The organism is Nocardia nepalensis (genome assembly GCF_048910785.1).
Classification (GTDB): Bacteria; Actinomycetota; Actinomycetes; order Mycobacteriales; family Mycobacteriaceae; genus Nocardia; species Nocardia nepalensis.
The window spans coordinates 139,532-152,480 of the sequence record NZ_JBKBET010000022.1; the positions used below are offsets into that span (position 1 = coordinate 139,532).

Annotated in this window: 11 protein-coding genes; 7 read left to right on the forward strand and 4 right to left on the reverse strand. The window is 65.4% G+C overall.

The genetic code is table 11. The features are described from left to right. The first annotated feature begins 46 nt into the window (after positions 1–46). The 5 genes from ACHQ4I_RS19410 to ACHQ4I_RS19430 are packed head-to-tail and all read left to right on the forward strand — an operon-like array spanning position 47 to position 4,706. Positions 47–1,117 (forward strand): 2-aminoethylphosphonate ABC transporter substrate-binding protein, encoded by a 1,071-nt coding sequence (locus tag ACHQ4I_RS19410; protein WP_420773199.1) that lies wholly within the window; start codon positions 47–49, stop codon positions 1,115–1,117. Between the two features lie 33 nt (positions 1,118–1,150). Further along, positions 1,151–2,383: an ABC transporter ATP-binding protein gene (locus ACHQ4I_RS19415; RefSeq protein WP_420773200.1), complete on the forward strand. Its 1,233-nt coding sequence runs from the start codon at positions 1,151–1,153 to the stop codon at positions 2,381–2,383. Next, complete coding sequence (locus ACHQ4I_RS19420) at positions 2,380–3,285, forward strand: 2-aminoethylphosphonate ABC transporter permease subunit (RefSeq protein ID WP_420773369.1); 906 nt, start codon at positions 2,380–2,382, stop codon at positions 3,283–3,285. Before ACHQ4I_RS19415 ends, ACHQ4I_RS19420 begins: the two co-directional genes overlap by 4 nt. Positions 3,286–3,287: 2 nt before the next feature. Next, a complete protein-coding gene (locus tag ACHQ4I_RS19425; RefSeq protein ID WP_420773201.1) occupies positions 3,288–4,085 on the forward strand; it encodes an ABC transporter permease in 798 nt (265 codons plus the stop codon). Between the two features lie 24 nt (positions 4,086–4,109). Next, entirely contained in the window at positions 4,110–4,706 is a 597-nt protein-coding gene (locus tag ACHQ4I_RS19430; protein ID WP_420773202.1) for a DUF4126 domain-containing protein, read from the forward strand. Positions 4,707–4,760: 54 nt separating this feature from the next. Here the strand turns inward: ACHQ4I_RS19430 and ACHQ4I_RS19435 are convergent, their stop codons facing one another. Together ACHQ4I_RS19435 and ACHQ4I_RS19440 are read right to left on the reverse strand one after the other, a co-directional pair. Then, on the reverse strand, positions 4,761–5,396 hold the full coding sequence (locus ACHQ4I_RS19435; RefSeq protein WP_420773203.1) for a class I SAM-dependent methyltransferase: 636 nt from the start codon (positions 5,394–5,396) through the stop codon (positions 4,761–4,763). Between the two features lie 85 nt (positions 5,397–5,481). After that, the gene (locus ACHQ4I_RS19440; RefSeq protein ID WP_420773204.1) at positions 5,482–6,129 is read right to left on the reverse strand and encodes a SanA/YdcF family protein; all 648 of its coding nucleotides are present in this window, start codon (positions 6,127–6,129) and stop codon (positions 5,482–5,484) included. Positions 6,130–6,554: 425 nt separating this feature from the next. On the opposite strand from ACHQ4I_RS19440, the gene ACHQ4I_RS19445 reads away from it, so the two are divergent. Continuing rightward, positions 6,555–9,851 (forward strand): hypothetical protein, encoded by a 3,297-nt coding sequence (locus ACHQ4I_RS19445; RefSeq protein ID WP_420773205.1) that lies wholly within the window; start codon positions 6,555–6,557, stop codon positions 9,849–9,851. Positions 9,852–10,069: 218 nt separating this feature from the next. Here ACHQ4I_RS19445 and ACHQ4I_RS19450 read toward each other — a convergent pair whose 3' ends face one another. Both ACHQ4I_RS19450 and ACHQ4I_RS19455 read right to left on the reverse strand, forming a co-directional pair. Further along, positions 10,070–10,429: a DUF4254 domain-containing protein gene (locus ACHQ4I_RS19450; protein WP_420773370.1), complete on the reverse strand. Its 360-nt coding sequence runs from the start codon at positions 10,427–10,429 to the stop codon at positions 10,070–10,072. Between the two features lie 610 nt (positions 10,430–11,039). Continuing rightward, entirely contained in the window at positions 11,040–11,162 is a 123-nt protein-coding gene (locus ACHQ4I_RS19455; RefSeq protein WP_420773206.1) for a hypothetical protein, read from the reverse strand. A gap of 485 nt (positions 11,163–11,647) precedes the next feature. Between ACHQ4I_RS19455 and ACHQ4I_RS19460 the strand changes: the two genes are divergently transcribed. Continuing rightward, positions 11,648–12,901, forward strand: coding sequence for a cytochrome P450 family protein (locus ACHQ4I_RS19460; protein ID WP_420773207.1), 1,254 nt, complete (start codon positions 11,648–11,650; stop codon positions 12,899–12,901). The last annotated feature ends 48 nt before the right edge of the window (positions 12,902–12,949 follow it).

The following is a 12,949-nucleotide window of genomic DNA, read 5'->3' on the forward strand; positions in this document are numbered from 1 at the left end:
CGCCCCTTCGATTCCACACCCACACGAACCGAAAGTTGCAGTAATCGTGCGTACTTCGAACACGCAGGGCCGTCTGGCACGCACCATCTCCCGGACCGCGCTGGTCGTCGCCTCTGTCACCGCCGTCGCGCTCACCGCGGCCTGCGGCGGCACGGGCACCGACTCCGGCGACGGCAAGACCATCACCGTCTACTCCGCCGACGGCGTCGGCAACTGGTACACCACACAATTCGCCGAATTCGAGAAGAAGACCGGCATCTCGGTCAACCTGGTCGAGGCCGGTTCGGGTGAGGTCGTCAACCGGGTGGACAAGGAGCAGTCCAACCCGCAGGCCGATGTGCTCGTCACGCTGCCGCCATTTATCCAGAAGGCGAAGAGCTCGGGCCTGTTGCAGGACAGCGGAATCGACACCAGCTTCGTCGCGGCGACCGATAAGGATGCCGACGGCAAGTACGTCACGCTGGCGGGCAACTATCTGTCCTTCATCGCCAACCCGTCGGTCGACACCACCAAACTCACCTGGGACGACCTGCTGAAGCCGGAATTCAAGGGCAAGCTGCAGTATTCGACGCCGGGCCAGGCCGGTGACGGCACCGCGGTGCTGATCCTGCTGCAGAACCTGCTCGGCAAGCAGGGTGCACTGGACTACCTCGGCAAGCTGCAGGCCAATAATGTCGGCCCGTCCTCGTCCACCGGCAAGCTGCAGGCCAAGGTCGACAAGGGTGAGCTGGTGGTCGCCAATGGCGATGTCCAGATGAATCTGACCACCGTCAAGGACAAGGGTTCGAAATTCAATATCTTCTTCCCGGCGGCCGCCGACGGTAAGCGCTCCACGGTGGCCGTCCCCTACGTGATGGGCCTGGCCAAGGGCGCACCGCATCAGGACGAGGCGAAGCAGCTCATGGAGTTCCTGCTCTCGGCCGATGCGCAGAAGTCGCTGCCCGACACCTTCGCGGTGCCGGCCCGCAAGGAGCTGCGTAATGCGCCCGCGACCGGTACGGGCCCCTCGGCGAGTGCAGTGCTCGAGGGTGTCGAGGTCGTGAATGTCGACTGGACCAAGGTGCTTTCGGAGCTGGACAGCGATGTGGCCGCCTATCAGAAGGCGACCGGTCAGTAGTCCTGAATCCACGACAGGTGAGGAGCCGCGATCATGTCCGACGGTGACACGCATTCGAGATCGGCCATTACGACCGCCGTGGCCAGTGCATCTGGAAAGGCCACGGCCGCAACCGAACCCGCGATCGTCTTCGACCGGGTCGGGGTCAGCTATGGCCGGGGCCGCAAGGCCACGGTCGCCCTGACCGATTTCACTCTGCGCGTCGCTGCCGGTGAGACGGTGGCGCTTCTCGGACCGAGCGGCTCGGGCAAGTCGACCGCACTGAAGGCGCTGGCGGGCTTCGTCCGTCCCACCTCGGGTGCGGTCCGGCTGGCCGGGCGCGATGTCACCGATCTGTCGCCCGCCAAGCGCGGGATCGGTGTGGTTGTGCAGTCGTATGCGCTCTTCCCGCATATGCGCGTGCACGACAATGTGGCCTTCGGGTTGAAGGCACATCGCGTGCCGCGCAGGGACATAGCCGAGCGGGTGGCCGAGGCGCTGGCAATGGTCGGCATGACCGCCTACGCGAAGCGGCTGCCGCGCGAGCTGTCCGGTGGTCAGCAGCAGCGGGTGGCGATCGCCCGTGCGCTGGCGATCCGACCGAAGGTGCTGCTGCTCGATGAGCCACTGGCCGCGCTCGATGCGCAGTTGCGGCAGTCGATGCTCGGTGAGCTACAGGAACTGCGAAAGGCTTTGCCGGACACCGCGATGCTGTATGTCACCCACGATCAGGCCGAGGCGTTGGCCTTGGCGGATCGAATCGCGGTGATGCGCGATGCTCGCCTGGCCGATATCGATACCGCGGAGAATTTGTGGCGGCGGCCGCCGAGTGACTTCACGGCGGCGTTCCTCGGCGGTGCGAATCTATTGCCCTGCATAGTGAATCGAGTTTCGGGAACCTCGGCGCTGGTGACCGTCGGCCCCCATACGTTGCGGGCAGAGGCGCCAGGTGGCGGGCACAGCGGCTGGGATGCGAACGCGCCGGGATTGCTGTGTGTACGTCCACATACCGTGCAGATCGGAGCCACCTCGGAGCGGAATGCGGTGCGCGGCACCGTCGTATCCAGCGTGTGGCGCGGGGCGTCGACGCGGTTGCACCTGACCGTCGACGGATTGACCGACGAGATCACCGCCGATGCGCCGGGCCATCTCGATACCGAGCTCGGCGCGGTGGTCGGTGTGCGGTTCCCCGACCCGGCAGGCGTATTGATCCCGCCGCGGCTGGGTGCTGAAACAAATTCTGCGGCAGAGACTTCCGTCGCATGGGAGCCAGGGGCGCCGATATGAGGGGCGGTGCGATCCTGGTAGAACCACCGATCACCGACGCGCCGCTCGCGGACACCGCGCGGCGGCGGAATCGGCGGCCGGTGTTGTGGACGCTGCCGCCACTGCTCGTCGTGCTGCTCATCGCGGTGTACCCGATCGTGCGGGTGCTCACCGAATCGACCGAGACCGAGGACGGCCGGGGCACGGCGGTCTGGTCGCAGGTGCTCGGTTCGGAATCCTTCCGTAATGCGTTGTGGCGCACCATCTCCGTCGCGGCCTGTGCCACCGCGGGATGCCTGGTGCTCGGCACCTTCCTCGCGATCGTGCTGGCATTCGTGCCGTTCCCCGGTTCAGCGCTGGTCGGCAGGTTGATCGATACGGTGCTCACGCTGCCGTCGTTCTTGATCACGCTGGCCTTCACCTTCCTCTACGGCACCGCCGGGGCGGTGAACGCCCTGATCGCCCGGATCACCGGAGATAAGACCCCGGTGCTCGACTTCCTGAGCACCCCGCTCGGCGTGATTCTCGCCGAGATCACCTTCTTCACTCCCTTCGTGGTGCGCCCGCTACTGGCCGGATTCGCCCAACTGCCGCGCGAACAACTGGATGTGGCCGCCAGCCTCGGCGCCTCGCCATGGCGGGTGCTGCGTCAGGTGGCGCTGCCGGAAGCGTGGCCCGCGCTGGCGGCGGGCGGCAGTCTCGTTCTGCTGTTGACGCTCAACGAATTCGGCATCGTGCTGTTCACCGGCGCGAAGGGTGTGACAACCCTGCCCGCACTGATCTATACCCGCGGCATCGTCACCTTCGACCTTCCCGGCGCGGCGGTCCTCGCCACGGTGCAGGTGCTGCTGTCGCTGGGCCTGTACATCGGCTACCGGCTGATCTTCGCCCGCTGCACCGGCCGCGCCGGAAAGGAGAGCTGACCATGCTCGTGTGGACGCGTCGTGGCCGGGCGGCGGTGCTCGCGGTTTTCGCCGTCGTCGTGGTGGTGGTGTTCGTTGCCCCGATCGCGACGGTTATCGCGGCCGCGCTGGCGGGCAGCTGGACCGGTCCGCTGCCGTCGAATCTCGGCCTGACCAACTTCCGTGCGGCACTGTCCGGCCAAGAGGCCGCGAGCCTTTCGGTCAGTCTGCAGACCGCAGTGCTCTCCGGTGGCTTCGCGCTGATCCTCGGCACCTGGGCCGCACTCGCCGCCCGCGAGGCCCCCGGCTGGTGGCGCAAGATCACCGATGCGGTCTTCCACCTGCCGGTGGCGGTGCCTTCGGTGGCCATCGGCCTCGGCGTGCTGATCGCCTTCAACCAGCGCCCGCTGCTGCTCGGCGGCACCAAATGGATTGTCATCGTGGCACATTCGGTGCTCGTACTGGCCTATGCCTTCAGCGCCGTCTCGGCCGCCCTTGATCGGCTCGATCCCGCCTACCGCCAGGCCGCGCAATCCCTTGGGGCGGGACCGGTTCGGATTCTGTTCCTGGTGACGCTGCCGCTGCTGCTGCCCGCGCTCGGTGCTGCCGCCGGGTTGGCCATCGCGCTGTCCATGGGCGAACTCGGTGCGACGATCATGGTGTATCCGGCCACCTGGAAAACGTTGCCGGTCACCATTTTCGGTCTCACCGATCGCGGCGAGGTCTTCGACGCGGCGGCGAGTACGTGCCTGCTGCTCGTGGTGACGCTGTTCGCCTTGGTCGTGCTCGGTCGGCTGCGTGGCCGCGCCGCCCTGCGCTGAACCGAAACACCATACGATGGCGCAATGTCTGCACTGCCCTTGATCTTCACCGCGGGCTGGGCGAGCGGGGTCAATGCCTATGCCGTGGTCCTGCTGCTCGGTATCTTCGGTGTGACCGGCCTATCCGACGATGTGCCGGCGGCGCTGCAACGCACCGATGTGCTGATCGCGGCCGCAGTGTTGTTCCTCATCGAGGCCGTCGCCGACAAGATCCCCTACCTGGACACCTTTTGGGATGCGGTGCACACCATCGTGCGTCCCGCATCCGGCGCCGTCGTCGCCGCACTGCTGGCCGGGCAGGACGGTTCACTCCCCCAACTCGCGGCCGCGGCGGTCGGCGGAACCACCGCCCTGGCAAGCCACCTCGTCAAAGCCGGAACGCGCATGGCGATCAACACCTCGCCGGAGCCCGCGAGCAATATCGTCATGAGCATTGTCGAGGACCTGGCAGTCGCCGGCATCATCACAATCGCGATCTTCCATCCGGTCGTGGCAGCCATCTGCGCTGGCACACTGCTGGTGATCGGCGTAATCCTGGTGTATCTGCTCGCGAGCCGGATCCGCCGCTATCTGATTCGCCGCAGGCAGCGCCGTGCGGCCAAGCGCGTGGCGGCCGTCTGAGCGCACTATCGCCGGTCGTCTGAAATTACTGTGGCGCTGGCGATTTCAGCCAATTCAGGCCGGTTTGCGCCAGACGAGCGAGTACCGCCAGAAGACCAGCCGCCGCACCCGCGCGCCGGGCAGTATCGCGACCACCTGCTCCCGCACCTGCCGCGTGGTCAGCGGTGGATCGAGCACGACCGGCATAACATCATGCGTCGCCTCGACCGCATACCAACGCCCCCGCCCCCGCGCACGCAGGATCCGATACACGATCCCGAGCACCCGATGCCCGATCGCCGCCACCAACTCGACGGGCACTTCCCGAACCAGATCGCGCCGCGGCAACGCCACTGCCGCAATCACACCACCCGGGCGCAACGCCCGCGCCAAAACCGGCAACACCTCATCGAGCGGCATATGGTGCAACGTACTGATCGATACGATCGCGTCGTAGGTTCCCTTTGACAACGGCTCCGTCAGCACATCCCCGAGGATGCAGCTGACATTGTCCGGGGTTGCCTGCTTCGCGGCATCGATCATCACCGGTGACCGATCGATGGCGTCGACATGCTCCACATATTGGGCGAGTTCCGCCGCGAAAGCCCCTGCCCCACAACCAACGTCCAGTACCCGGGTACACCGGTCGGGCAGCTGCCGCGTCAGAAACCGGTGGTAATACGCGTTGTGACTCCAGTTGAACTTGCTCATCGAGGACACCATGCCACAGGAGTCCGAAAATGATCCCGGTCCAGCGATGTTGGATGTCCTACGTCAAGAATGCACACCGGCTCGGCTATCGCGGTGTCGCGTCGATGGCGTCGCGGACCGTGGATTCCTGATTGCCGAGGAATTTCGGGTCCGGATGCACGAGCATGTCGAAGACGGCCTTGGTGGCGGCCATCTGGTCGCGCAGCCAGCACTTGTTGTAGGTGAGGTTGTGCGGCTGGGTGTCGTCGCCGACTCCGGTGGCCTCGATGCCCGCGTCGCGGCACAGCGCGATGGTGCGGGGCAGGCTGAAGTCTTGGGTGACGACGATGGCCTGGCGCACCCCGAAGATCTCGTGTGCCCGGACGCAGGATTCGTAGGTGCTGAATCCGGCGTAGTCGAGGGCGATCTTATCGGCGGGCACGCCCTTGCTCACGAGGTAGCTCCGCATGGCGGTGGGCTCGTCGTAGGTCGAGCGGCCGTTGTCACCGGTCAGCAGCAGCGCCTTGACCTTCCCGGTTTCCAGTAGCCTGCGCCCGAGTTCGAGACGGGCCGCGAGATACGGCGACGGCTGACCGCTCGCGTAGACCTGCGCGCCGGGAATCAACGCCACCTCCGCGGCGGGAACGGTGTCGACCGAGTATTCGAAGTCGCTGGCCTGGTATCGGATCCAGACGATCGAGCTCAGGCCGATGACGGCGGCCAGTGCGGCGGCGCCCGCCGCGATCCGGAGCATTATGCGCACGCGAAGCCAGGACCGGACCCTCCCCCGACCTCGTGCCATGAGGTCACGAAATCCCATACCCGAGAGTCTGCCAGATCGAACCGCATTGCTCTGCCCACAGATGCCCTGCCCGGGCTTGCCGCTGGTCTGGTTGCCGGCGCTGTCATCGAGCCAGGCCACCGACCGTCTTGTTCCCAGCTCATGTGCTCGGAGCGTAAACCGAGCCTCCTTGCCGCAGCAATCTGAAAATGCTTCCGGTCCAGGAATGTTGGGCCTATATTCGAATGCGTGTTCGAAGCATCGGTTGAGCGGGAGCTACCTCGAGGTAGTGCCTGATCCGGTCCCGTTCAGATTCGGAACTATCCGGTGCGGGCACATATCCTCGCAGCATCCGAACAGCGGAGCACCGGCCGCGCGACAAAGGGGGAAATCGAGGCATGGCATCACAGGCGACAAAGCTGTTGCGGGATATCGAGCCATTGGCGGCACCGGATCGGCAGCATGCGATCGCGGCGGGGGCGCTGCGGTTGGCGGGGACGCCCGAATTCGGCGAGTTACTTGCCGAGTTGGCGGGGCGCGATTACTACGAGCGGGTCATCGCCATCCGCATGGCCGCCGTCGTCGCCGAACACGAGCATCTGCTGGCCGAACTCGACTCGGGCGGGCCCGAATTCGGCAGCCGCGCGGTGGTCGCGCTCGTGCGGACGGACGTCGAGCCCGAGGCGTTGATCGAGCGGCTGCCTCGAATGTCACACCGGATCAGGCGCACCATGTACCGAGCCCTCGGTTATGGTCAGCGCTGCCGACTGGCCGATCAGCTGCTGCCGGAAGTGCGGCGCCGATTCGGCGACGCCGAGGCCGCGCGGGTGCTGCCGAATTGCTCAGCTCCCGTGGTCGCCAAGTATTTGCCGGACCTCGATTACGCCGTCGAGAACTGGGCGTCGTTGGGCCGCAGGCACATCGATGCGGTCCTCGACCACATCGAAGGGCTCGCGGTGGAAGCAGGTGAATCGGAGTGGCCGGGTCTATGGCGGTGGATCGCGGCGGGGGCGGTCCCGGCCGCACGCCGCCACCCCGACCGACTGCTCGCCCTCGCCGCCAAGGCGATTCGGCACACCTCGATCTACCAACTGAATCAGGCAGCCGGACAACTCGCCCGGCACGACCGGACCCGGGTCGTCGAGTTGATCCTGGATCCGACCGGCAATGGAACCGGACTGGGCGGAACCGCCCTGTGGCGCGCGCTGCGCGAACTCCCCGACGATCGGCTGCTGGCACTGGGCGCCGTCTACTCCGGATACCAGCGCGACCGATTCCTGCGCGCGCTATCGCTGCCCCGCCGCGCCACCGTAGTACGTCAGGTGTTCGCACGACCCGGCATCGATCCCGGCCAGGTCCCGATGACCGCTCTCGATGCCCTGCCACGCCAGGACCGCACGGTCCTGGCACGGGAACTCCTGAACCGCACCGGCGGCTCCGACGTGCGCCAAGTCCGCGAACGACTGATGGCTCGACTGCCCTGGAACGAGGCCGAACCGGTACTGGCTCAGGCGATTCGGCGCGCGACCGCAGAGGAGCGCGGCCAGGCATACCCGCTGTTCATCACCGCCGCCGCGGGCACCCGCGATCCGGCCGTCGTCGCCACCATGCTCGAATCCCTGCGTCGACTGCGCAACGAACAGGACCCGGTCCGCTACACCGCACTCCAGGCGATCAACCATCTCCCGCCGTCGCTGCTGCGCGCCGAACACCTCCCCGCCCTGGAACAACTCGGCACCGACGCATTGCAGGCGCGTGACTGCTCGTATGCGACCAGGGCGACGATCTCCGGACTGGCGCGAACCTTGCTCCGTCGTGGCGCCGAAATCGATGACCCGTCCTTCACCGACACCGCGCTGCGACTGATCGAAAGCCTCGCAGCACATTCCATCGCACCCGACCTCGCCGATCTGGACCGGTCGCTACCCCGTGGCGCCGAACAGCGGATCTTCGCGGCGCTGCGACGACGGCTCGACAACGATGCCGCCCGCGACGAGTGGCGCCTGACCCTCGATCTCGCCGCTGGCCTGGACAAGCGCGCCTGGAATATCCCCGCCCTGCAACAACTCCTGATGCGAGCGTGCCGCGCCAACAACGACGGGGTGGTCCGGCAAGCGGTCCGGTTGGCGCTGAGCAATCCGGCCACCCGCGACCAGAATCTCAGCACCCTGCTGAACCGGGACCGCTCACTGATCACCATGGATATCGTGCAGCGGCTGATCGCCACCCGGCGAACCGATCTGCTCGATTCACTGCTCGGCTCCGCGACGCCCGGGCGCTTCGCATCGTCGAAAGTGCGCCTGGTACCGGACTTCCAGACCGGATTCGATCGCTGGACACCACGGCAGGTCGAATCGTATGCCCGGCTGCTGAGTGCCCACGCCGAGTCGAAGAAGTCGTCGCTATACGAGAAGGTCGGGGCCGTAAGGATATTGGGCCGTCTCCCCGGCAACTCCGACCGCCTTGCGGAATACACGAACCACCCCGATATACCGGTCGCCGAGGCAGCACTCACCGCATTGGGTCGCAGCGACCAACCAGCGGCCGCGATCGAACTGCTCGCCCGTCACGTCGACTCCGATCGTGCACGCGTCGCGGTGAGCAGCATCGCGACCTGCGCCAAAAGCCTTGCCCCCGATGAGATCACGTCCGCAGTCGTGCCGCTCCTACACTCGCCCAAGATCACCGCCCGCAAGGAAGGCGTCCGGCTGCTCGCCGAACTGCATGCCCCCGATGCGATGACCGCGATCCACACCCTCTGGGAGCAGCCGGATCAACACCGCGATGTGCGACGCGCCGTGGTCTTCGCCTGCCGCTGGCTGCTCGACAGCGATGCGGCCTGGCTGATATTCGCCGATGCCGCAGCGGATCCCACGGTGGCCGACGAAATCCTGAACCTGCGACCGGAACTGCTGCCGCTCGCACAGCGCCACCGCATGGCCGCGCTGATCCGGCGGATCGCGGGCGAGACCGACAGCCAACTCGCGAGCCGAGCGATCCCGGCGCTGACCCGCTGGCGCCGGTGGAGTCCACCCGACACCGCGATGATGTTGGCGCACAGGGTCTGCGACCTCGATGAATTCGGCCTGTGGCGGCTCGCCGCGCAGGCACTCGTCGACCATCTCGGGTCCGACTCTTCGGCATTGACCACCGCCGTCGAGCAACTGCTCGCCGCCTGCGACACCGTCATCGATGGACGCGACGTGCCCGCGGTGCAGCGGTTGGCCGGGCTGACCACCGCATTGAGTTCGGCGGCCGAACGCTCCGATGCGGCCAGATCCGCGGCCGGTGCGCTCGCCGACCGATTGTCCACCGACCTCCGCTGGCGCAGGACCGCGATCGATCTGTACCTGGCCCAAATCAGCTGGGCAGAAAGCGAACCGACCGCTCGGTTGATTAAACAGGCGGGCGCGATAGCCGGTGGTGCACTGGTCGACCATCCGGCTCGGCGACTGCAGGCGATATTGCCGACCGCGCTGCGCACCGCGCAGCCGGGGACAATGCTCGCCATCGCAGGTGCACTATCCAGCTGCGGCGAATTAGCCACCTTGCTCACCGCGGTGACGCTGATCCAATACTGCGGCAACCATTTCGGCTGGTCGGCACCGTGGATTGATCTTCTCACCGCATTGCGCGCACACGACACGATCGATATTCGCGCCGCGGCGGCATCGGTCTGGATTGTTGCCGAATGAATTCTGGCAGTGTGGAATTCGGTAACGGGCGTGCCGCGCCAGTCGACCACGCGGCACGCCGGGCGGGGCGCCCCGTTGCGCCCGCCGTCACTGTTTCGGCGACGTTACTGCCCGGGAAGGGTCATTGGTCGGATAACGCGAACCCGGGAAGTCGCCGATAGGGCAGTGACGCTGTTGGGGCAGTGTCACTATTGCGGACGAAGGTCGCCGTCAGGAGTTCACTGTTCAGGCAAACGGCGGCGGCCACCGGCCACGTCGGTTACCAGATCAGTGTAGCCGTCAACGAGTTCTGCCAGGTGATACCAGTGTTTATGGGTATTGTCACTGCGCGCGCCGTCGACATCGATGGCCGTGTTGGCCTCCACCCAGCTGCGCGCCATCCGATCCACCACCGAACCGAGGCTCTCGGTATGTAGCGAAGCGCCGTTGCGATGCTGCGGGACCTCTTGCGCAATCCATTCGTTGATATCGTCGACGAGTTCAGTACGCCGGCAATCAATTTCGGCTACCAGGTCCATATCGCGGACCTGCGCACGGCGTGCATGTAGCTCGGCCAGCGCGTGCGCGGAACGTAACAATTCAAGATCTTGGAAACGGCGCCCCTGAAATGCACACAAAATCTGCGGAGCGGTCGGCAGCACACCTACCGTCGGCGCGCTCACCGCCACACCCCGAATTCACCCGACACCAACGCGCTTTGTACCAACATGATTGGCTCTCGATTCGGTAATCCCGGTCATCGGATCGGTTCTTCACAACTAGCGTAGCTGGATCATGCTCTTACAGATGCAAGAACGCAAGAGTGCGTTCTCATTGCTGCGGGTAACGATCTGCTGACCGAGCATTGCCCCCACAACCGCTTAGTGACAACGACTTTCACGCTGCCGTATCGCCCTGGATCTGGACCGATGGCCAAGTGTTTGCCACCTCCCCGTCGGCGATCTCCGGTGTTGCGACGCAACGCCGAGCGACGATTGTCGACAGGTGTGCAACGCGTCGCCGATTCGTCCTCGGCCACCAGTCCGGAAGCAGGACATCGGGATACCGCGTCGCCGGAAACTCTCGATAGACCCGATCCTCGCAACCCGGTTCGCGGCTGGAAACGGTCCGTGAGGCCGAAATGTCAGGTCCATTCGTCCTGGTCGACCAGAAAATATTGCGCAGGAAGCACTCCGGTATGCCGGTCGATTACCCCGTCCGCAGCACCGGCTCGATAGCGTCGAGCGACACACCGACGTAGACGTCAGGATCGGTGAGGAAGACCTCATGCCGAGCGGCCAGTTCGATCGTCGCGCCGAGTCGTTCGCCCAACTCGCGCTGATCCTTCAGCGCGACGCGCGGTTACATGCACAACCTCATGGTCCGGGAGGTCAGCGGCAGTCGACCACCGCTCTGGACCGTCGGCAGGCCATACGCCCACCGCACCCAACCCGACTCCCGGCAAACTGGTTGGCGCACAAGGGAAACAGACAGTGGGTATGATCAGCCGACGTGGAGCCTGTTATGTGCGGACATCTCGGTGTCGAGTCTCCGTCGGGGTTGACGATCGCGCTACCCGGCCGATGCATCAGCACAAGAATTCAGCACGCGTCAAGGGCCGTACCGGTCACCGTCGCATGACGGGCAACAGATCTTCACTCCGGCACAAGCACCTGCCTTTGTACGAAACGTCGTGCGTTTGTGTGGATTTCATCCGCGCTGTCCGTCGACGGGAGCTATAACGCCGCACTCGGGGCGCAGACACTTGCCCGAGATCACTCAGCACGTCGTCGTAATCCTGTTCCATACCTGGAGTCATGTCATTGACAACACCATATGAACCCCAGCCCCAATCCCCCACCGGCGGGCCAGGGGCACCGGCCCCGACCGAGCCTTACCGGGTTCCGATTCCGCTGTACACGCCGGAGTTCGCCACCGACCCACATCGTATCTACGCTGAGATGCGCCACCGGTACGGTTCACTGGCGCCGGTCGAGCTGTCGCCCGGTATTCCGGCCACGCTCGTGATCGGCTACAGCACCGCCGTACGGATCAACAACGATCCCGCGCATTTTCCGGCTGACCCGCGCGCCTGGCAGAAAGACGTGCCCCTCGACTGTCCGGTACGACCGATGATGGAGCATCGCCCGAATGCTCTGCGCAGTGCGGGACCGGAACACGCGCGCTTTCGGAAGGCCAGTGTCGACAGCATCGACAAGATCGACCTGTTGAGCCTGCACACCGACATCGAGCGGATGGCCATCCCCTTGGTCAACACCTTCTGCGGTGACGGGCAGGCAGATCTGATCAGCCAGTACGCATTCCCGGTCACCTTTGCCTATCTCAACACCATGACCGGTTGCCCGGCGCATATCGGACAGCAGGTCGCCAATGGCATGGCCATGATGTTCGAGGGCAACGACGCCGAAAAGGGCAGCGCGCTGTTCGCCAGTGCGCTGGCCGATCTGGTGCACCTCAAGCGGGAACGGCCCGGCGACGATGTGACCACGCGGTTGGTGCAGCATCAGGCCGAACTGAACGACGAGGAGCTCGTCCATCAGCTGGTCACTATCTATGGCGCGGGGATCGAGCCGCTGACGAACCTGATCGCCAATACCTTGCTGCTGATGCTCACCGACGAGCGGTTCTCCGCGGTGGCAGCGCTGACCACGCGTGATGCGCTGAACGAGATGTTGTTCAAGGACCCGCCGCTGGCGAACTTCGGCATCACCTACCCCAGGCAGCCGATCCAGGTCGACAACATCTGGTTGCCCGCCAACCAGCCGGTGGTCACCAGCATGGCGGCCTGCAACAACGACCCCGCGATCGTGGGGGACTTCACCGCCAACAATTCGCATCTGGCGTGGGGCACCGGGCCGCACACCTGCCCCGCGCAGAACGTCGCGTTCCATGTGGCGCATAACGCCATCGATCAGCTATTCGACGCACTACCCGAAATGGTGCTCGCCTGCCCGGCCGAACAATTGGTCTGGCGTCCAGGGCCTTTCCACCGGTCCTTGGCGTCACTGCCCGTCGTCTTTCCGAAATCCCGCCCGCTGAACATCTTCTGACCAGACCCGCCGCCGACCTCGGGATGTCGATCCAGCACCCCGAGGTCG

What these genes read in the sequence shown, in the direction of transcription:
- ACHQ4I_RS19415 (WP_420773200.1), top strand. Translation starts at nt 1,151, where the DNA reads ATGTCCGACGGTGACACGCATTCGAGATCGGCCATTACGACCGCCGTG.
- ACHQ4I_RS19420 (WP_420773369.1), top strand. Translation starts at nt 2,380, where the DNA reads ATGAGGGGCGGTGCGATCCTGGTAGAACCACCGATCACCGACGCGCCG.
- ACHQ4I_RS19425 (WP_420773201.1), top strand. Translation starts at nt 3,288, where the DNA reads ATGCTCGTGTGGACGCGTCGTGGCCGGGCGGCGGTGCTCGCGGTTTTC.
- ACHQ4I_RS19430 (WP_420773202.1), top strand. Translation starts at nt 4,110, where the DNA reads ATGTCTGCACTGCCCTTGATCTTCACCGCGGGCTGGGCGAGCGGGGTC.
- ACHQ4I_RS19435 (WP_420773203.1), bottom strand. Translation starts at nt 5,396, where the DNA reads ATGAGCAAGTTCAACTGGAGTCACAACGCGTATTACCACCGGTTTCTG.
- ACHQ4I_RS19440 (WP_420773204.1), bottom strand. Translation starts at nt 6,129, where the DNA reads ATGCTCCGGATCGCGGCGGGCGCCGCCGCACTGGCCGCCGTCATCGGC.
- ACHQ4I_RS19445 (WP_420773205.1), top strand. Translation starts at nt 6,555, where the DNA reads ATGGCATCACAGGCGACAAAGCTGTTGCGGGATATCGAGCCATTGGCG.
- ACHQ4I_RS19460 (WP_420773207.1), top strand. Translation starts at nt 11,648, where the DNA reads ATGTCATTGACAACACCATATGAACCCCAGCCCCAATCCCCCACCGGC.